The sequence below is a fragment of the Arthrobacter mangrovi genome, from assembly GCF_026011795.1.
In the GTDB taxonomy this organism is placed as follows: Bacteria; Actinomycetota; Actinomycetes; order Actinomycetales; family Micrococcaceae; genus Crystallibacter; species Crystallibacter mangrovi.
This window is the reverse complement of sequence record NZ_BRVS01000015.1, coordinates 24545-41716: the sequence shown is the minus strand read 5'-3', so window position 1 is coordinate 41716 and position 17172 is coordinate 24545. Positions and strand designations below refer to the sequence as shown.

The window sequence follows — 17172 nt, the reverse complement described above, 5'->3', positions numbered from 1 at the left end:
TCAGACCGCGGTGTAGCCGCCGTCGACGACGAATTCGGCGCCGGTCGTGAAGCGGGATTCGTCCGAGGCCAGGTAGAGCACGGCGTAGGCGATGTCATCCGGCTCGCCCTGGCGGGGCAGCGGATTGCTGCCGACCAGCTGCCGGTAGTAAGCCTCGGCTCCCATCGGGGATTGCTCCGCCGAGCGGCGGCTCATCCGGGTGTTCATCGAGCCCGGGTGGATGGAATTCACGCGGATGCCGGACTCGCCGTAGGCCGCTGCATCGGACTTGGTCAGCAGCCGCACCGCGCCCTTGGTGGCGTGGTAGAGGGGCACGTTCCTGCCGCCGGTGATGCCGTGGATGGAAGAAAAATTGATGATGCTGCCGCTGCCGGCCTCGATCATGGCGGGCACGGCGTGCTTGGTCATCAGCCAGACGCCCTTCACGTTGACGTTGAAAAGCAGGTCGAACTCGGCTTCGGCCGCCGTATGGGACGGGCCCGAAGGACCGATGATGCCGGCGGCGTTGACCAGGATGTCCGGAGTGCCAAGCCCCTCCCGGACGGCAGCCAGCGTTGCGGAAACGCTGTCCTCGCGGGTGACGTCGACGTCGAACTCGGTGACGTTCGGGTGTTCGACGGCGGCCGGGATGCCGGCAACATCAAGACTGGCGACCTTTGCGCCATGCTCGGCCAGCAGGCGCGCGGTGGCGCCACCGAGATCGCCGCGCGCACCGGTGACGATGGCAGTCTTGCCGGCTACCCGGCCCAAGGGCTGGTTCATGAGGGCTCCTCCTGGAGAGCTGGTTCAGATAGTTGTCCAACGCGGCAGCGTTGTTTCCGGGCAGCACCAATCAGGCCGGTTCGTATCTGGAAGAAGGCGCTGCCGCGATGCCGCTAACTACTGTGATCCGCGTCGCTTCAGTCTGCCGCCGCGGGCGAGACGGGCGACACACGATTGCCATTCAACGGCAATCTCAGCCGCCTTGGCTGCGCCGCACCGCCCCTTGGAGCTTGCCCTTCCAGCCCAAGGCGCGGGAGATCCCGCGGGCGGCTGTCATGAGGACCTGGACGCGCGCCGGAACGTTCTCCTCCTGCCGCGGCACCACGACGCTGAGGGCGGCGACCACGGCGTTGTCGGGCCCGAAGACAGGTACGGCGATTCCGCTGGACTCGGGCACGATGATGCCGGCCATGACCGCAAAGCCGCGCTGGCGGATCTCCGCAAGGTGGCGCCGGAGCTCGGCCGGATCCGTGATGGTGAAGTCGGTGTACCGCGTCAGCGGCCGGGACAGCAACTGCTCCTGGACACTGGCGGGCGAAAAAGCCACCAGCACCAATCCGGAAGAGGTCCCGTGGATCGGCAGGCGTCCCGCCAGCCGGGTGATATTCACGGCCGATGAGTCGGACACCAGCCGTTCGATGTACAGCACATCGTTGCCGTCCAGGATGCCCAGCGTGGTGTGGTGCTGGACCACGGATTGGACGTCCTCCATGAAGGGCAGCGCCGCCTCGCGCAGACCGGACATCGGCGAACTCCGCGAGGCCAGTTCCCACAGCCGGTTGCCGATCCGGACCTGGCCGCCCCGCTCCCGCTGCAGCAGCCCCTCGAGCAGCAGGTCATTGACCAGGCGGTACGTGGTCCTGGGCGGAAGGTCGGTGCGCCGGGCCAGATCGGCCACCGTCAGGGACCGGTGCGTATCGTCGAAGGCGCTGACGATCTTGACGAACCGGTGGATGACGGACTCACCGGACGACGAATTGGCCACCGCACCTCCCGAACGAATCCCGCATGCCAAGGCATCATAGCCCGGGTGCCACCTGCCGGCCGATGGGCCGGGAGGGCCGGATCGACCGATGCCGAGGGAAGTCACACTGACTTGGCGCATTCTCCCCCGCCCGTGCCGCGGCGTTAGACTGGCCATGCCGCCGCTGTCTGCAGCCGACATATCCGGCGGCCGATTTTCACTGCCTGCCGACTTAGGCTGCCGGCGGGCCACACCCAGGAGTTGTTTAGAGAGCGCATGAGTCTGATAGTTCAGAAGTTCGGAGGTTCCTCCGTTTCCGATGCCGACGGCATTAAGCGCGTCGCCAAGCGCGTGGTCGACACGCAGGCGGCCGGAAACGATGTAGTTGTGGTGGTTTCCGCCATGGGCGACACCACTGACGAGCTGCTGGACTTGGCCGAACAGATTACGGGCGACCCGAGCGCACGCGAGATGGACATGCTGCTCAGCGCGGGCGAACGCATCTCCATGTCGCTGCTGGCCATGGCGATCCAGGAGCACGGCGCCACCGCCCAGTCCTTCACCGGCAGCCAGGCCGGCATGATCACCGACGCGATCCACGGCAAGGCCCGCATCATCGATGTTTCGCCGCACCGGGTCAGGACCGCCCTGGAGAAGGGCGACGTCGCAATCGTGGCCGGCTTCCAGGGCATGAGCCAGGAAAGCCAGGACATCACCACGCTCGGCCGCGGCGGCTCCGACACCACCGCGGTGGCCCTGGCGGCGGCGCTGGACGCCGACGTCTGCGAGATCTACACGGACGTCGACGGCATCTACACCGCCGACCCGCGCGTGGTGAGCAGCGCCAAGAAGATCGAGAAGATCTCCAGCGAGGAAATGCTGGAAATGGCCGCCTCCGGCTCCAAGATCCTGCACCTGCGCTGCGTCGAGTACGCCCGCCGCTTCGGTGTGCCGCTCCACGTCCGCTCCTCGTTCAGCACCAACGAAGGCACCTGGGTCCTGCCCAGCCCCGACGACAAAATCAAGATCCAAGAGGGAGAACCCATGGAACAGCCCATCATCTCCGGCGTGGCCCATGACCGTTCCGAGGCGAAAGTCACGATCATCGGCGTCCCGGACATCCCGGGCAAGGCGGCCGAGCTCTTCGGCATTGTCGCCGGCGCGCACGTCAACATCGACATGATCGTGCAGAACGTCTCCACCCAGGGCTCCGGCAAGACGGACATCTCCTTCACCCTGCCCATCGTGGAAGGCAAGGACGCCCTCGAGGCCCTGCACGCCGCCCAGTCCACCGTCGGCTTCGAGAGCATCGACTACAACGACCAGATCGGCAAGCTGTCGCTGATCGGCGCGGGCATGCGCTCCAACCCGGGCGTCTCCTACAAGTTCTTCGAGGCGCTGCACAAGGCCGGCGTCAACGTGGACATGATCTCCACCTCGGAAATCCGCATCTCCATCGTCACCCACGCGGACCTGCTGGACACCGCCGTGCGCGCAGTCCACTCGGCGTTCGACCTGGACAGCGAGGACGAGGCCACGGTCTACGGCGGCACCGGCCGCTAGGACCCGGTCCGGCCTAACCGGCCACAAACTAACGACGGCGATGCCCGCCTCACGCGGGGATCGCCGTCGTTGTTTTCCTGCTGGTTAGGGGCCGACCGGTCAGGTCGTCTCGTGGCGTTTGCGGAACGCGTAGGCATGGCCTTCAGCATCACGTTCCACTTCGATTTCCGCCAACTGCTCCTCTGAGGACAACTCGGCATCATCGTGCCGGTGCACCACGGGAGTGTCACTGTCAATCCTGTCCGCAGGCCCCCAGACCTTGGCCGCGCGGGCCGTAATCCTCATGAAACCGCGGATGAAACTCGAATTCCCAGCCATCTGAATCACCTTCTTAACGGGGTAAGAATCCGGTGATCCAAGTGTAGTCCGCTACTGCTGCTTGGGCACGATGTAGGTGCTGCCGTCGGCCCGGCGGATGGTCTGCCACTGCTCGGCCTCGGCCTCGCGCGCCTTGAGGAGTTCCTTGTTCTCCTCCGTCATCGGGTGGTCCACGCCGCTCTTCTGCGCAGGCCCGAAGATCACGCGCAGCTTGCCCGTGATGTTCATGAACCGCTGCGCCCCCGACTTTTTCTGGCCCATGGAGGACCCCTTTCCTGCGCGTGCCGACGATTGGACTGGATGCATGAACCACTCTACGCTAACAATTAGTGCACTAACTATTCGTGAAGGGCGTGATGGGCGTGACGGTTGACTCGGACCGCGCGGAGGACCTGCTGCTGGAGCACCAGCTCTGCTTTGCGCTCTCCGTGGCCTCGCGCAGCGTGGTCGCCGCCTACAAACCCGTGCTGGAGGGGCTGGGGCTGACCCACCCGCAGTACCTGGTCATGCTGGCGCTCTGGGAGCAGAGCCCCCGGACCGTGAAGGAGCTCGGCGAGGCGCTGGCCCAGGAGCCGGCGACGCTCTCCCCCATGCTCAAGCGGCTGGAGGGCGCCGGGCTGGTCACCCGCGAGCGGGTGGCGGGCAACGAGCGGGCGCTGGCGATCGAGCTGACCGACGCCGGGGCGGCGCTGCGCGAGCGGGCGCTGGCCGTTCCGGGGACCATGCTGGAGCGGCTGGAGCTGGACCGCGAAATGCTGCAGGAACTCAACGTCTCCATGCGGCGGCTCATCGACGCCGCCCAGCGCGCCGCCTGAGCAGGCACCGTCCCGCCGACCAGCGGCTGAGCCACGCCCGTCACCGCCGTCCGGCACCGCGGGCTATCGTGGGCGCCCCCGCAAGGGAGCGCGGCCCTCGCATGAAAAGGAGCCCCGCCGCGGGGACGGGGGCTCTTTTCCCTTGCCGTACGGACCGGATCACCCCAGCCCCGGCCATTCCGTACAGCTTTAGGCTTCAAGCAAAACAAACAGGCAGGTCAAGCCGCCGCTTGAAGGCTAAAGCTGTCCAGAGGGGCTCAATCGTGTACCAAGCGAGGCGCCGCCCGCCCGGGCCTCGGGCAATATGGCCGTGACGCTAAAGGAGGGACCGGCGACTGAAAGCCGCGACGAGCCGGGGCCGCCGCGAGGTCGGAGGCGGGGCGTCCCCTGACCCCCGGCCCAAGCACACGGAAGGAGCCCCGCCGCGGGGACGGGGCTCCTTGCAGTGCCGGTCGAACCGGCGGGCAGTGCTACGGGACGTTGATGGTCAGGGTGGTGTAGGCGCTGTCACCGAACTTGACCAGGCCGACCCAACTGCCGGACCCGAGCCCGTTCCACTTGGCCGTGACCTTGCCGGACTGGCCGTTGGGCAGCTCCAGCGGATCCGGTGTTACGGCGAGGTTCCCGGCATCCCCGGTGAGGGCAACGGTGTTGAGCGTGCCTGTGGCCGTGGCCGCTCCGTCCGAGGTGCCCCACAGATGTCCGACAACCTGGTAGTCGCCGGCCGCGGGAGCGGTGAGGGTCAGGCTCTCACTGGTGTTGGCGGTGGCGACGGCGATCTGCTCGCCGTCCGGCGTCATCACGTAGAGGTCCCAGTCAGCGGTCTCGGCGGCGGAGTTGATCGCGAACTCTGCCGTGGTGGCGCCCGCCGGAACCGTGAGCGTGCTGGTGATGGAGCTGGCCGCGGTGATGTTGTTGGGATCCGGCGTCTTCTCCTCGGTCAGCGCGTTGGCCTTGACCAGGCCCTCCACGGTGATGTCGATCGGGTTGTCCGTCCCGGAGGTCACGTCGATGGCCTGCTCGCCGGAAGCGGCGGCGGAGTCGACGGTGACGGCGGGCGGAGCGAGGGCGGCCACCGGGGTGAGGGCCACGGGCGCGGTAACGGCATGGTCCGCGCTGGACCAGGTCAGCTCGCCCATCGCCGCCTCACCATACGCTGCGCTGTCATTGGTGAAGGTGACGGTGAAGTCCAGCGACTGGCCCGCCTGGGTGAATTCGAGCTGTTCGGGTACGACGACGGCGTCCACTCCGGGGACGTCGATCGCGGCGGAGTAGCTGCCCGGCTCGAGCGCGGTCAGCGTGCGGGTTACCGTGACCGGGCCGGTCAAGGTGCCCAGCGCTATGGAGGGAACGTTGACGTCCTTGGCTTCGATGGGCTTCACGTCCGGCCAGACGTCGCCGCCGGAGGCCGTCTCCAGCAGGCCCGCCCAGTCCAGCACATCGGCGTCGTACACCAGCCCGGGGTCGGCCATCGCGGCGGCGTCGACCTCGCCGGCACCGGTGGCGAACTTGTCCTCATTGGCCTCGCCGTCGGCGGTCTGCACCGGTGCGGCCGTGGTCATCATGGCGGACTTCACCGCGGCCGGCGACCACTTGGGGTTCTCGCCCAGCACCAGTGCGGCAAGGCCGGCAACCTGCGGGGCTGCCATGGACGTGCCGGACATGAAGCCGAAGTTTTCGCCGGCTTCAAGTGGGGAGACGCCGGCCAGCACGCCGACGCCAGGCGCCGCGATGTCCGGCTTCAGCAGGTCGCCGCCGACCGCCGTGGACGGTCCCCGCGAGGAGAAGTCGGCAATCTGGGGCAGCGGAGGTTCGGGCTGGCCGGTGGTGTCGTGGTTGACCAGCGCCGCGGTCAGGCCGGAGTCCGCCGCAACCTTGGCGAGGAAACCGTCGTCGTTGATGTGGACGGTGGGCACCGCATGCAGGTCCAGGTCCAGCGAACCGGTGGGCACATTGACCAGGACCATTCCGACGCCGCCGGCGTCCTTCACCGTCACGGATTTCTCCGCGCGCGGGTTGACGCCGCGTTCGCAGACCACGATCTTGCCCGTGGCCTTGGCCGCGTCCAGCGAGCCCGGCAGGCAGAGCCGCGCGTTTTCGGTCTCGTCCGTCTCCTTCTTCCCGTCATCCTTGACCGCGGCATTGCGCGAGAGGATCAGGGCCGTCTGCGGGACCTCGGAGCTCATGATCGAAGCGCCGCGGTACTTGGAACCGTCGGAGAGTTGCACCGTGCCCTGCAGTTCGTTCGAGAACGTGCTCGCGGCGACCGTGGTCAGCCAGGGCGCGCTGTGGTTGACGGTGGTGTCCGTCGGACCGGAGTTGCCGGCCGAAGCCGACACGAAGATACCGGTGGCGGCCGCGTTGAAGAACGCCAGGGCCACCGGATCCAGCACCGAGTTGTTGTTGCCCGAAATCGAGTAGTTCAGCACATCGACGCCGTCCTTGACGGCCTGTTCGATGGCCGCCACGGACGCGGAGGTGAAGCAGCCGCCGGTGGAGGGGTTGGTGTCCTCCCAGCAGATCTTGTAGACCGAGACCTTCGCCTCGGGTGCGACGCCGGAGCCCTCGCCGAAGTCGCGGCCGTCCACACTCGCCTTGACGCCGTCGTTGCCGGCCGCCGTGGTCGCGGTGTGGGTGCCATGGCTGGCGATGTCCAGCGGCGAGATTGACTCCTTCGGGTCACGCTCGGCCGGCGGCACGAGCTTCAGGAAGTCCTCGGCATAGTACCGTGCGCTCAGGACCTTGCTGTTGCACTCTTTGCCGGTCCAGGCGCGCGTGCTGTTGCCGCCACCTTGGGCCTTCTGGCAGTCCCCGATGAACGTCTCGCCGTCCGCCTTGAGCATCGCGATCTTGCCGTCTGTAGTGAGGTACGGGACACCGACTTCGGGCGCCGCGCCGCGGGCCAGCCGCGTGGGCTCCTCGCCGGCGAGGAAGGCGTTGTCCGGGTAGTAGCCGGTATCGATCACTCCGACCACGACACCCTTACCGGCATTAGCCGCACCGCCGTACCGCTGCTCCCAGGCGCCGTCCTTGCCGGGCAGGCCAAGGAACTCGGTGCTGGAATAGTCCGGGCTGAGCTGCTCGTTCTCGGAAACGGACAGCACCTGCGGGTTCTTGGCCAGGACCGCCGCCTGCTCCGCCGTCAGGTCCGCTGTGAAGCCGTTGACCGCCGTCGTGAAGCTCTCGCCGACGGCGGTGCCGGCCGCGGCGGCGACCTCCTGCTGCTTCCTGTTCAGGTGGGCGGTGTACTTTTGGGCCTGCGGGCTGTCCGTGTCCACCTTCTTGCCCTTGGCCGGCTTGGTCGCCGCAATGCCGGCGACGCCGCCGTCGTAGGTTGCCAAAGGTTCGCCCTTGAGCAGCACGATGTACTGGCCGTCCTTGTAGGCTTGGGCGCTCGGCTGCCCCGAAGGAGCGGCGGGCCCGACGGCGGCTGCGGGTCCGGCCAGGCTGGATAGTACGAGGGGTAATCCCAGTGCGAGTGCCGTGGCGGCGCGGACGGAGCGCCGCCGCACAAAGCCTCTGCTTTGCTTGGTCATGAGATTGGAACGCCTTTCATCCCTGTGGGACGGACCAACCTGGTCCGGCCCCCAGACCCGCCGGCTGCTCGCTGCCCGACGCGGAAACGTATCAACTCCGGGCGGCTGGCGTTCCGGCCACTGGGCCGGCCCCTCCCCCCAACTGCGTGGCCGAAGCCACTACCGGCGGGATCTGTGAGCTTAAGTTAGCGGAGGAAATAGTCTCAAAGAACCCTTTCAGGAATGTTCACGACAGTCCCACCCAATAACCAGTCAAAGTCTATCCCCGAGCCTGAGGAAGTGATATAGCCGCCCGTTTTTGCGACAATAAAATCATGCAGTTGCAGTTGACCCGGCTGGACGTGCTGGGCCCGGAGCACTGGCAGGCTCGCGAGGAGGCGCACCAGCGCCGCGCCTCCCGCTTCACCGAGCCGTACCTGCAGCGCCGCTCGGCGGGGCGCAAGCACCCGGTCGAGGACTTCCTCTTCACCTACTACACCCAGAAACCCGGCCAGCTGCTGCGCTGGCACCCGGGTGCCGGCGTCGTACTCACCGGCGAAGCGGCGGCGGAACGCGCCGCCTGGAAGTACTACCGCCCGCTGACGGACGCGGAGCGCGCGGAACAGGACATTAACGACGGCGGCGCGGTCACCTTCGACGCCGAGCGGTTCCTTCGCGAGCGGGCCGAGACGGTGTCCTTCACCCGGACCATCCTCGCCGCGACCGCGGCGCGCCCCGCACGCTTCGCCTGCTTCGGCCTGCATGAGTGGGCCATGGTCTACAAGTCGCGGCTCAACGGCGTCCGGCACGAATACCTGGAGCTGCGGCTCGGCGCGGAGGGCACGGATGGCGTGGTCGAGGCGAGCCGGATCAACTGCTCGCACTTCGACGCCTTCCGCTTCTACACGCCGCAGGCGGCGCCGCTGAATACCCTGCGGCTGAGCCGGGAGAACCAGCGGGACATGGAGCAGCCCGGCTGCCTGCACGCCAACATGGACCTCTACAAGTGGGCCTACAAGCTCACTCCTGCACTGCCCGGCGAACTCGTCATGGACTGCTTCGAGCTGTCCTGGCGGATCCGCGAGATGGACATGCAGGCCTCGCCGTATGATCTCGCCGCCTGGGGGTATGAGCCGATCCGCATCGAAACCGCCGAGGGCCGCGCGCAGTACGCGGCTGCCCAGCGCGGCTTCGCGGACGAATCGCAACGGCTGCGCGGCCGCCTGCTGGCCGCGCTGGAGACGATCGAAGGGTGAGAACATGGACCGCAAACGCGCTGGCTCAAGGACGGCACTGACCCTGCTGAGCGTGCCCGCGGCGCTGGCACTGCTCCTGAGTGGCTGCGCGCCCGGCGGCGAGGGGCCCGGCGAAACCAGCCCGCCGGCCACGAGCGGCCCGGCTTCCCCCACCAGCCCCGGCAGCGCGCCGCCGTCGAGCCCTGCGGAAGGAGCCCCCGTGGACGCCAAGCTGAAGATCTCGGTCTCGACCTCCGGAGCGGACTACAAGGAGGAAAAGACGCTCGTGTGCGTCGACTCCAAGCCGATGGAAAGCTCGACTGTCCAGGACCCGGACGCGGCCTGCGCGGCGCTGGTGCAGCATGCCGAGAACGTGTTCTTCACCCAGCCCGACCCCAACCGCGCCTGCACCCAGCAGTACGGCGGCCCGCAGCAGGCCCGCGTCACGGGCACCATCGACGGGCGCGAGGTCAACAAGACGTTCACGCTGACCGACGGCTGCAAGATCTCCGAGTGGAACGCCATGCAGGACCTGCTCGGCAGTGCGGGTGGAAAGGTCTAGAAGCCAGCCTGCATACGGATGCCGGCAACCTGCGGACGGACGTTGACGACGCCGGGTGCGCGCCGCCGTCGTCGTCCGCCCTGTCAGGATTTCTGATCAAGGACGGGGCTTGCGCACGGCCTCGCTGACGCGCCGGGCCAGGTCTTCATCTGCGGCGCGCGCTGCCTGGCGGTCGCCGCGGTACTTGCGGATGACGAGCCGGGCAAGGCCGGCCGCCACGGCGGCGGCCATGATCGGCAGGAGCATGGATTGAGGTTTCTCGGCCATAGACCGATGCTACTGACAGTTGGCTTACAGGTGGCGCCGTTGGCGTAGAATTCGCGGTTTGCTTCAGCCGGTAGAATGGAGGGTGCAAGCTCGCGGAGCGCTGGATCAGCGTGAGACGGCACTTTTCCTGCACAGACCGTGCAGCGGTTTCCGCGCGCCTCGCTTCGTTGAAGAGCCCGTTCCCAACACAGGAGTGACCGTTGCCACGGATCGTTGTTGATGTCATGCCCAAACCCGAAATCCTTGATCCGCAGGGCAAGGCCATTGCCGGCGCGCTGCGGCGGCTGGGCCAGACCGGTTTCGGCGAGGTCCGCCAGGGCAAGCGGTTCGAACTGACCGTGGAGGGCGAGGTCACCGAGGAGATCCTCGAGCAGGCCCGCCACGCCGCCGCCACCCTGCTGTCCAACCCGGTGATCGAGGACGTCACCCGGGTGGAGGTCATTGTCGACGCGACCATCGGAGCCGGCGAATAATGTCTGAAACTCCGCTGATCGGCGACTTCTCGCCGGCCCCCGACCGCGGCCTCTCCGGCGCGCGCGTGGGTGTCGTTACCTTCCCCGGCACACTGGATGACCGGGACGCGTCCCGCGCCGTCCGGCTGGCTGGCGGCACCGCCGTAAGCCTGTGGCACGGCGACCATGACCTGCAGGGCGTGGACGCCGTCATCATCCCGGGCGGCTTTTCCTACGGCGACTACCTGCGCGCCGGCGCGATCTCCCGCTTCGCCCCGCTGATGGACCAGGTCGTAGACGCCGCCAAAGGCGGCCTGCCGGTGCTGGGCATCTGCAACGGCTTCCAGGTCCTCACCGAGGCGCACCTGCTGCCGGGCTCGATGATCAAGAACAACCACCTGCACTTCATTTGCCGGGACCAGCGGCTGCGGGTCGAGAACGCCGAGACGGCCTGGACCAGCGAGTACGCCGCCGGCGAAGAGATCGTGGTGCCGCTGAAGAACCAGGACGGCCAGTACGTCGCGGACGAGAAGACGCTGGACGAACTCGAGGGCGAGGGCCGCGTGGCCTTCCGGTACGTCGGCACCAATCCCAACGGTTCCCGCCGCGACATTGCCGGCATCACGAACGCGGCGGGCAACGTCGTCGGACTCATGCCCCACCCGGAACATGCGACGGAAGCCGGATTCGGCCCCGACTTCTCCGCGGCCGGCCCGGTTGACCTGCGCGGCGGCACGGACGGGCTTGGCGTGTTCATCTCCGTACTGAAGAAGATTGTGGCAGGTGCCAAGTAAATGACTGAGACCAACCGCACCTCCGACGTCCCCGTCGAGACCCATCTGGCCACGGCCGAGGAACTGCGCAACGAGCACGTGCAGAGCTTCGGCGGCGCCGCGGATGCCGTGGAGCATGTCGAGGGACGCAAGTTCAACATCGACACCGTGGAGCACGCGGCGCAGACGCCGGACACGGACCTGCCCTGGACCGAGCTGGGCCTGAAGGAAGACGAGTACCAGCGCGTGGTCGAGATCCTCGGCCGCCGCCCGACCGCGGCCGAGCTGGCCATGTACTCGGTGATGTGGAGCGAGCACTGCTCCTACAAGTCCTCCAAGGTGCACCTGCGCCAGTTCGGGGACAAGGTCACCGAGAAGATGAAGGAACACCTGCTCGTCGGGATCGGCGAGAACGCCGGCGTCGTGGACATCGGCGACGGCTGGGCCGTGACCTTTAAGGTGGAGTCCCACAACCACCCGTCCTTCGTGGAGCCGTACCAGGGCGCCGCGACCGGCGTCGGCGGCATCGTCCGCGACATCATCTCCATGGGCGCCCGCCCGGTGGCCGTGATGGACCCGCTGCGCTTCGGCGCGATCGACCACCCGGACACCGCCCGGCTGGTGCACGGCATCGTGTCCGGCATCGGCGGCTACGGCAACTCCCTCGGCCTGCCGAACATCGGCGGCGAGGTCGTCTTCGACTCCGTCTACCAGGGCAACCCGCTGGTGAACGCGCTGGCCGTGGGCGTCATGCGGCACGAGGACATCCGCCTGGCCAACGCGTCCGGCGTCGGCAACAAGGTCGTGCTCTTCGGCGCGCGCACCGGCGGCGACGGCATCGGCGGCGCCTCCGTGCTGGCCTCGGAATCGTTCGACGACGCTAAGCCGTCCAAGCGGCCGGCCGTCCAAGTGGGCGACCCGTTCGCCGAGAAGGTGCTCATCGAGTGCTGCCTGGAGCTGTTCAAGGCCTCAGTGGTGGAGGGCATCCAGGACCTCGGTGCCGCCGGCATCTCCTGCGCCACCTCCGAGCTGGCCTCCAACGGCGACGGCGGCATGCACATCGAGCTCACCAGTGTGCTGCTGCGCGACCCGACCCTGACCCCGGGCGAGATCCTGATGTCGGAGTCGCAGGAACGCATGATGGCCGTGGTGACCCCGGAGAACGTCGAGGCGTTCGAGGCGATCATGGCCAAGTGGGACGTCGAGTACTCCTGGCTGGGCGAGGTCACCGACACCGGCAGGCTCATCATCGAATGGGACGGCGAAAAGATTGTCGACGTCGACCCCCGCACCGTGGCGCACGAGGGCCCTGTCTACGAGCGGCCGTTCCACCGGCCGGAGTGGCTGGACAAGGTGCAGGGCGACGCGTTCACCGGCTCCGCCGCGGACGCCGGCCGTCCGTCCTCCCCGGAGGAGCTGAAGGCCGCCGTGCTGGAACTGATGTCCTCGCCCAACATGTGCTCCAAGGACTGGGTCACCAACCAGTACGACCGCTACGTGCAGGGCAACACTGCCATGGCCATGCCCGACGACGCCGGCGTGGTCCGGGTGGACGAGGAAACCGGCCTGGGCGTCGCCATCTCCACCGATGCCAACGGCCGCTACGCCTACCTGGACCCGTACGAGGGCGCCCGGCTGGCGCTGGCCGAGTCCTACCGCAACGTCGCCACCACCGGCGCCGTGCCGATGGCCGTCACCGACTGCCTGAACTTCGGCTCGCCCGAGGACCCCGAGGTCATGTGGCAGTTCGCGGAGGCCGTGCGCGGCCTGTCCGACGCCTGCATGGAGCTCGGCGTGCCCGTCACCGGCGGCAACGTCTCGCTGTACAACCAGACCGGCGGCGTGGCCATCCACCCCACCCCGGTGGTCGGCGTGCTGGGACGTTTCGACGACGTGTCCCGCCGCACCCCCTCGGGCTGGCGCGAGGACGGTCAGGCCATCTACCTGATGGGCGTGACCAAGGACGAACTGGACGGCTCCGAGTGGGCCAACCTGCGCGGCCACCTCGGCGGACAGCCGCCGCAGCTGGACCTGGCGGCCGAGAAGCTGCTGGGCGAACTGCTGGTCAACGCCTCCCGCGACGGCATGATCGACGCCGCGCACGACCTCTCCGAGGGCGGCCTCGCCGCGGCCCTGGCGGACATGGCGCTGCGCTTCGGCGTGGGCGCGCGGATTGGCCTCGGCGAGCTCTGCGAGCGCGACGGTGTGGACCTGTTCACCGCACTCTTCAGCGAAAGCCAGGCACGCGCCGTCGTTAGCGTGGCCCGCAGCGAAGAGGTCCGCTTCAAGGACATGTGCTCCGCCCGCGGCTTCGCGCACATGCGGATCGGCGTGGTGGACACGGAGATCGGCGCCCTGGACTTCCAGAGCCAGTTCTCCCTCCCGCTCGCCGAGCTGAAGGAAGCCCACGAGGCGACGCTGCCGAAGCACTTCGCATAAGCCAGCCCCGGACCGCGGCCCTCTGCGCGGAGCACCCGGGCAACAGGGGCCGTTACAACACGGCCTGGGTCCGGTGACTGAGAGCGGGTCCCGCATAACGCTCGGCTGGGTTATCCCAGCCGAGCGTTTGCGTAGGCGCCATTGAGCTCCTGCGCGACGTGCTCCAGGCCACCTTTGTTGAGTCGACTTGCGGTTCAAGGCTGCCGAATGCACGGCGATCTGAGAACCTTTTGGAGGCATCAACACCGGAGGTCGCGAAGAAGGAGGGTCCATGCACGGCGAAGCTGCGACTGACCGCTTTGTCATGGTCCGTGACGGTAGTTCCTTGATCCGGGTCGAATGGCAGCCGCGATTGGACGTCACCGCTGAAGATGCGCAGAACCTCCTGGTTCGGCTTGACGAATTGAGCCGGAACGAATGCTGCCCGATGCTGGTGCATCTCAACGGCATGTCCTCCCTCAGCCGCGGCGCCTTCCGGACCTTTGCCACCCGGCTGAACGTCTCGACACTGGCCCTTATCGGACCATCGCGCGTGGATCGCCTGATCGCGAAGTACTTCGTTGACGTTCACGGGCCAAGGTATCCGAGCCGGTACTTCGAAGAGGCCAAGGAAGCGCGGCAGTGGCTGACAGGGCCCTTTGCACCTGGCTCCCCCGAGCCTCGGACATAACAGCCGCTACTAGTCGGACTGCTTGCGCAGTGCTGCCCAAGCTTGGAAACCGCCGATAAGGTCGGTCGCACGGAACAGCCCCAGCCGCTGCAAGGTGTGCGCAGCGAGACTGGAGCTGTAGCCCTCATTGCAGACCACCACGATCCGCCGAGCAGGGTCGCCAGCGATCGGGAGCCGGTGGGGGCTGGCAGGATCGAGCCGCCACTCGAGCACGTTGCGGTCGATGACAACCGCCCCCGGAAGATCCCCGCCGCGGTCCCGCTGATCGACCGGCCGTGTATCGACGACAAGGGCGCCCGCTGCCATCTCCCGTTCAAGGTCCGAAGCGTGGACACGCTCGAGCCCGATGCGGCTCTCCTGTAACAATTGGTCGATCGTCAGAGCCACGGGGGAATCGTCGGGATCTGGACTGAGCTGGCAGGTCGCGGCGCCGTCGCCGGAGATAGGAACCTGCTTCACCCGTATTCCTCGCTTTGCCTGTTGATCGGTCGGCCATTCCACCCTGAACCGAAATGATGAGCTAATTCGGTCGTCAATTACAAGGGTATGGACGGAGTCCAGTCAGCGGGAGATGCAATCGAGACTCCAAGTCGGGTACCGCCAGCTAGGCGTTCCTTGGCGGCTGCGTTGGAGGGGAGGAATAGTGACGAGTTGATAGTCCAGTGAGACAAACAAAGTTCTACTTTACATAAGGTGGTTATCGGCGATTAAAGTACGGGAGTAGCAAGTCCCGCGTTCCATGATCAAAATCGGTCTTTCCGCGGGTCAGATGGCCTTGGCGGTGACGACTGCATCCGCACGGCAGAACGCGAATTTACCCTCAGAAGGCGGAAGCACTGCAGTCGCTGCTGAAGCCGTTCCGCGCTGATTCCCTTCGCGGCCATTCGACAGGACATAGCGAGTCATCGGGCCTTACTTATTGCACTAATGAACCATGGAGTTCGAGAGATGCTCGTTGGAATAGTACTTACCTGGACCTCATTGCTCATGGGCGTTCGCGACAGTGTCCCCGCCAGGCGGGCGGCTTGGCGGGGACAACTGCTTCCGGCTCGTTGATCGTTATCAGGGCACGGTCCCGCTGCTACGTCCTACGCAGTCACAGCGGCGGCGCTTCTGAGGGCGCGGGTCTGCGGCTCGTCCAGGACACCGCGTTCGTCGACTGCAACTCCATAGAGGTCTCTGGCCGCGGTGACGGAGACGTAACCGAAGCGGACCTCCTCTGCGACCCGTTCCGCGGGGCGCCGGTGAGGATCGCCGTAGCCGCCGCCCCCGCCGGCGACCTGGTGGAGGCGTGTTCCTGCGGGCATGCCCGTGATCAGGTCTTTGGTCAGCGGCCGCTGGACTGTGCCGTCCGGGAAATCGAATTCAATGAGGTTGGCGCTGCCGCTGTGTCCGCCGGCTATGCCCGGGGCTGCGGTCTCGGGCGTATCGCCGTCGCCGAAAATGCTGGCTTGGACCCCTCCGGACACGAAGCGGAATATGGACTCCACGCCCAGCCCGCCCCGCCACTGACCTGCTCCGGCCGAGTCTTGGGCATATTCGAACTTCTCGACGAAGGTTGGGGTCATGAGCTCGAACATCTCCGGGTCCTGTGCCCCCAGAGCGCCGCCAGAGGCGATCAGTCCGACATGGTCGTACCCGTCGGCGCCGACGGTTCCTCCTCCTCCGCCCTTGCAGGAATTGATCAGGATGTCCACGAATGGTTCCCCATCCCGATCGTTGTGCCCGTTGACGATGGCGCAGAGTAGGGGGTTCCATCCCGCCGTCACCCGGTCTGGCAGGGCGTCCGTGAACGCGAGCATGATGGCTGAACATATCTGGTCCGAGAGATGGTTCCCGAAACCTGAAGCCGCGGGGAACTGGCAGTTCAGGAAGCTGCCTTCCGGGACATCGATCTTGATGCAGCGCATGATCCCGTCATTATGTGGAATGTCCATGTCAGCGAGCATGAAGAAGGTGATCATTACGGAGGACAGTGTCACGGCCAGCGGTGCGTTGACGTACCCCGGGGTCTGCGGATCGGTTCCGGCAAAATCAAAGTGGAGGTTGTCCCCGTCCACGGTGACTTTCACTTTGATCAGCATTGTGCTGCCCGGGGTGATGCCGTCAAAGTTGACCTGCCACTGCGCGTCGTAGCAGCCGTCCGGAATCCGTTGGATGACCTGCCGCGCCATCGCCTCTGCGGAGTCCAACATGCTGTCGACGACTCGCCGGAAGGTATCGACGGAATACCGGTCGACGAGATCCTCCAGTTCGCGTTCGCCGACTGTGCAGGCCCCGATCATGGCCCGGACGTCGTCTTCGACCATTCCGAGCCGGACGTTGCCAAAGATTAGGTCCCAGACGTCTTCGCGTGGCTGGCCGCCGTCGTACACCTTGACCGCGGTCAGTCTGAGCGCTTCCTGCCACAAATCGGTGGCATGGGGGTTGTAGGAGCCGGGAACTGCCCCGCCTACGTCAGCCTGGTGAGCGGTGATGACCACCCACGCGATGTGCTCGTTACCGTGGAAGACGGGCTTCGTGACCTTCCAGTCGGAGGCTTGGTTGCCGCCGGTATAGGTGTCGTTGTGCAAGATGACGTCGCCACGGCGGACTTTCCCTTTGAACTTATCAGCGATGTATTTCATGGCCGGGGCGGCTGCGTAGCCCAGAATGGGGATGTACTCGGTTTGTTCGATCAGCCGCCCGTCCGGGTCGTAGATGCCCAGGGAGAAGTCGCGGCCTTCAACCAGCAGCGGTGACCTCGTGCTGCGCTCGACGACAACGCCCATGCGTTCCCCAACGGCCTTGATGCGGCTTGCGATTACGGAGACGAGGATGGGATTCAGTTCTTTCAT

The 17172-nt window shown here is 66.6% G+C and carries 16 protein-coding genes; 8 read left to right on the top strand and 8 right to left on the bottom strand.

Features of this window, described 5'->3' with window-relative positions:
* Nucleotides 1–762 (bottom strand): SDR family NAD(P)-dependent oxidoreductase, encoded by a 762-nt coding sequence (locus AHIS1636_RS13910; RefSeq protein WP_264796438.1) that lies wholly within the window; start codon nucleotides 760–762, stop codon nucleotides 1–3.
* 193 nt (nucleotides 763–955) lie between these two features.
* Complete coding sequence (locus AHIS1636_RS13905) at nucleotides 956–1747, bottom strand: IclR family transcriptional regulator (protein WP_264796437.1); 792 nt, start codon at nucleotides 1745–1747, stop codon at nucleotides 956–958.
* A 255-nt stretch (nucleotides 1748–2002) separates the two neighbouring features.
* Between AHIS1636_RS13905 and AHIS1636_RS13900 the strand changes: the two genes are divergently transcribed.
* Nucleotides 2003–3289, top strand: a complete 1287-nt coding sequence (locus tag AHIS1636_RS13900; RefSeq protein ID WP_264796436.1) for an aspartate kinase — start codon at nucleotides 2003–2005, stop codon at nucleotides 3287–3289.
* Between the two features lie 99 nt (nucleotides 3290–3388).
* On the opposite strand, the gene AHIS1636_RS13895 is transcribed toward AHIS1636_RS13900, so the two are convergent.
* Nucleotides 3389–3607 carry a hypothetical protein gene (locus AHIS1636_RS13895; protein ID WP_264796435.1) on the bottom strand — a complete coding sequence of 73 codons (219 nt, stop codon included), beginning with the start codon at nucleotides 3605–3607 and terminating at the stop codon, nucleotides 3389–3391.
* A 51-nt stretch (nucleotides 3608–3658) separates the two neighbouring features.
* Nucleotides 3659–3868, bottom strand: a complete 210-nt coding sequence (locus AHIS1636_RS13890; RefSeq protein WP_264796434.1) for a hypothetical protein — start codon at nucleotides 3866–3868, stop codon at nucleotides 3659–3661.
* 101 nt (nucleotides 3869–3969) lie between these two features.
* Here AHIS1636_RS13890 and AHIS1636_RS13885 point away from each other — a divergent pair, with 101 nt between their 5' ends.
* The gene (locus AHIS1636_RS13885; protein ID WP_264796433.1) at nucleotides 3970–4422 is read left to right on the top strand and encodes a MarR family winged helix-turn-helix transcriptional regulator; all 453 of its coding nucleotides are present in this window, start codon (nucleotides 3970–3972) and stop codon (nucleotides 4420–4422) included.
* 470 nt (nucleotides 4423–4892) lie between these two features.
* Here the strand turns inward: AHIS1636_RS13885 and AHIS1636_RS13880 are convergent, their stop codons facing one another.
* Nucleotides 4893–7958: a S8 family serine peptidase gene (locus tag AHIS1636_RS13880; RefSeq protein WP_264796432.1), complete on the bottom strand. Its 3066-nt coding sequence runs from the start codon at nucleotides 7956–7958 to the stop codon at nucleotides 4893–4895.
* Nucleotides 7959–8272: 314 nt separating this feature from the next.
* Here AHIS1636_RS13880 and AHIS1636_RS13875 point away from each other — a divergent pair, with 314 nt between their 5' ends.
* Nucleotides 8273–9193 (top strand): 3-methyladenine DNA glycosylase, encoded by a 921-nt coding sequence (locus tag AHIS1636_RS13875; protein ID WP_264796431.1) that lies wholly within the window; start codon nucleotides 8273–8275, stop codon nucleotides 9191–9193.
* Between the two features lie 4 nt (nucleotides 9194–9197).
* A complete protein-coding gene (locus AHIS1636_RS13870) occupies nucleotides 9198–9734 on the top strand; it encodes an SSI family serine proteinase inhibitor (protein WP_264796430.1) in 537 nt (178 codons plus the stop codon).
* Between the two features lie 96 nt (nucleotides 9735–9830).
* Here AHIS1636_RS13870 and AHIS1636_RS13865 read toward each other — a convergent pair whose 3' ends face one another.
* Nucleotides 9831–10001, bottom strand: coding sequence for a hypothetical protein (locus AHIS1636_RS13865; protein WP_264796429.1), 171 nt, complete (start codon nucleotides 9999–10001; stop codon nucleotides 9831–9833).
* A gap of 200 nt (nucleotides 10002–10201) precedes the next feature.
* Here AHIS1636_RS13865 and purS point away from each other — a divergent pair, with 200 nt between their 5' ends.
* From purS to AHIS1636_RS13845, 4 genes are all read left to right on the top strand, one after another.
* A complete protein-coding gene (purS, locus tag AHIS1636_RS13860) occupies nucleotides 10202–10474 on the top strand; it encodes a phosphoribosylformylglycinamidine synthase subunit PurS (protein WP_262107643.1) in 273 nt (90 codons plus the stop codon).
* Nucleotides 10474–11247, top strand: a complete 774-nt coding sequence (purQ, locus tag AHIS1636_RS13855; protein WP_264796428.1) for a phosphoribosylformylglycinamidine synthase subunit PurQ — start codon at nucleotides 10474–10476, stop codon at nucleotides 11245–11247. Before purS ends, purQ begins: the two co-directional genes overlap by 1 nt.
* The gene (gene purL / locus AHIS1636_RS13850; RefSeq protein ID WP_264796427.1) at nucleotides 11248–13665 is read left to right on the top strand and encodes a phosphoribosylformylglycinamidine synthase subunit PurL; all 2418 of its coding nucleotides are present in this window, start codon (nucleotides 11248–11250) and stop codon (nucleotides 13663–13665) included.
* 271 nt (nucleotides 13666–13936) lie between these two features.
* A complete protein-coding gene (locus AHIS1636_RS13845) occupies nucleotides 13937–14335 on the top strand; it encodes a DUF7793 family protein (RefSeq protein WP_264796426.1) in 399 nt (132 codons plus the stop codon).
* A 9-nt stretch (nucleotides 14336–14344) separates the two neighbouring features.
* Here the strand turns inward: AHIS1636_RS13845 and AHIS1636_RS13840 are convergent, their stop codons facing one another.
* Both AHIS1636_RS13840 and AHIS1636_RS13835 read right to left on the bottom strand, forming a co-directional pair.
* Nucleotides 14345–14794: a rhodanese-like domain-containing protein gene (locus AHIS1636_RS13840; protein ID WP_309298613.1), complete on the bottom strand. Its 450-nt coding sequence runs from the start codon at nucleotides 14792–14794 to the stop codon at nucleotides 14345–14347.
* Between the two features lie 629 nt (nucleotides 14795–15423).
* Nucleotides 15424–17172: a hydantoinase B/oxoprolinase family protein gene (locus AHIS1636_RS13835; protein WP_264796425.1), complete on the bottom strand. Its 1749-nt coding sequence runs from the start codon at nucleotides 17170–17172 to the stop codon at nucleotides 15424–15426.